The organism is Micromonospora sp. NPDC007271, from assembly GCF_040634005.1.
Classification (GTDB): domain Bacteria; phylum Actinomycetota; class Actinomycetes; order Mycobacteriales; family Micromonosporaceae; genus Micromonospora.
In genome coordinates this window covers 1-2,165 of the sequence record NZ_JBEYER010000212.1, presented here as the reverse complement: position 1 = coordinate 2,165, position 2,165 = coordinate 1, and the positions used below count along the sequence as shown (strand labels likewise).

The window sequence follows — 2,165 nt, the reverse complement described above, 5'->3', positions numbered from 1 at the left end:
TTCGCCTTGATGGTATTGAAGGTCACGATCTGGCAGACCCGGTCCTCGCCGTAGTCAACCCTTGACGCTGCCGGCGAGCAGGCCCCGCACGAAGAAGCGCTGGAGGGACAGGAACACGATCAGCGGTACGACGATCGACACGAAGGCCCCGGCCGTCAGCCGCTGCCACTCGTTGCCCCGGCTGCCGGCCATCTCGGCGAGCCGGACGGTCAGCGGGGCGGTCTCGCTGTTGCCGCCCGCGAAGATCAGTGCGACCAGCAGGTCGTTCCAGACCCAGAGGAACTGGAAGATGCCGAACGCGGCCAGGGCGGGCGTGATCAGCGGCAGGACGATGGTGCGGAAGATCTTCGGGTGGGTCGCCCCGTCGACCCGGGCCGCCTCCATCAGGTCGCCGGGCAGCTGCGAGATGAAATTGTGCAGCAGGAACACGGCGAACGGGAGCGCGAAGCAGGTGTGCGCGAACCACACCTGGGCGAATTTCTGCGCGCCGTCGAGTTCCCAGGCGGGCATCAGAGTGACGCCGCCCAGGCTGACCCCGGTGGAGAAGAAGCTGAGCAGGGGCACCAGGGCCATCTGCAGCGGCACGATCTGCATGGCGAAGATCGCGATGTAGACCCAGTCGCGTCCGCGGAAGTTGATCCAGGCCAGCGCGTACGCGGCCAGGGCCGCGAAGGCGAGCGGGAAGAGGACGGACGGAATCGTGATCGCCAGTGAGTTGATGAAGTAGCTGGCAAGCTGCCCGGAGGACGACGAGCGACCGAAGAGCACCTCCTGGTAGTTCCTGAGGGTGAACTGCGGATCGCTGAAGAAGGTCCACCAGCCGGTGGTCTTGATCTGGGTCTCCGGCCGCAACGAGGAGATGAACAGGCCGAAGGTCGGCACCGTCCAGAGCAGCGCGATGACGATCGAGACCAGGGTGGCGGTACGGCTGTTCAGGCGCTTGCGGACCCGGCCGGCGCGGGTGGTCGCCCGGGTGGCCTGGACGCCGGTTCCGACAGTGGGCGTGGCGGTGGTCATCTCAGCCCTCCCGCTGCTGACGCAGGTTGCGGATCTGGTAGATCACGATCGGGATGACCAGGACGAACAGGAAGACCGCCAGGGCGGAGCCCTGGCCGTTCTCGCCGTACCGGAACGCCTGGTTGTACATCTCGTTGGCGATCACGCTGGTGTCGTAGAGCCCGTTGGTGGTGGTGCGGACGATGTCGAAGACCTTCAGCGTGGCGATCGACAGGGTCACGACCACGACGATCAGAGCCGGCCGGATACTCGGCAGGGTGATTCGCCAGAACATCTGCCACGCGGTGACCCCGTCCAGGCGGGCGGCCTCCACGATGTCCGCGGGGATCGCCTTGATCGCGGCGGAGAGCACCACCATGGCGAAGCCGGCCTGGATCCACACCATGATCACAATGAGCAGCAGTGTGTTCAGCGGTGACTCCAGCAGCCACTGCTGAGGTTTGCCCCCGAGGCTGACCACGATCTGGTTGAGCAGGCCGATCTGGTCCTGCCCCTCGCCCCGGTAGGCGTAGACGAACTTCCAGATGATGCTGGCGCCCACGAACGAGATCGCCATCGGCATGAAGATCAGTGACTTGGCCAGCGACTCGAACCGGGCGCGGTCGACCAGCACCGCGTAGAGCAGGCCCATGGAGGTGGCCACCAACGGGACCAGGATCACCCAGGTCAACGTGTTGACCAGCACCCGGACGATGCTGTCCTCAGCGAACATCCACCGATAGTTGGCCAGCCCCACCCAGTTCTGGCTGCCGCCGTCCATGAACGACAGCAGCGTGGTGCGGATCGCCGGGACGACCAGACCGATGAGGAGCAGCAGCACCGTCGGTAGCAGGAAGAAGAGCGCGAAGAGCCCTTCCCGGGGCTTCCGCCGGCGCGGCAGCGGCGCGCCGCCGACCGACGCGGCGACCAGCTGGGCCTCGCGGCGCCGGGCGAACCACGACGGCACCACGTCCAGCAACAGGAGCAGGCCGCCAACCACCGCGACGAAGGCCACCAGCCCCCAGAGCAACATGAATAGCTTCGGCGACTCGTCCGCGAAGTCGAAGTTCATCAACCCTCCCAGGGGTGTCGACTGTGCCGGTGGGCCGGCCCGGACACCGCCTCAGCCCGGATGCCCACCCCTGCCGAGCGCAAGGAGCTGGACATCG

At 66.5% G+C, this 2,165-nt stretch carries 2 protein-coding genes; both read right to left on the bottom strand.

The features are described from left to right. Positions 1-54: 54 nt before the first annotated feature. On the bottom strand, positions 55-1,017 hold the full coding sequence (locus tag ABZ570_RS33915; RefSeq protein ID WP_358072275.1) for a carbohydrate ABC transporter permease: 963 nt from the start codon (positions 1,015-1,017) through the stop codon (positions 55-57). A gap of 1 nt (position 1,018) precedes the next feature. Further along, positions 1,019-2,068, bottom strand: coding sequence for a sugar ABC transporter permease (locus ABZ570_RS33910; protein WP_358072273.1), 1,050 nt, complete (start codon positions 2,066-2,068; stop codon positions 1,019-1,021). Between the last annotated feature and the right edge of the window lie 97 nt (positions 2,069-2,165).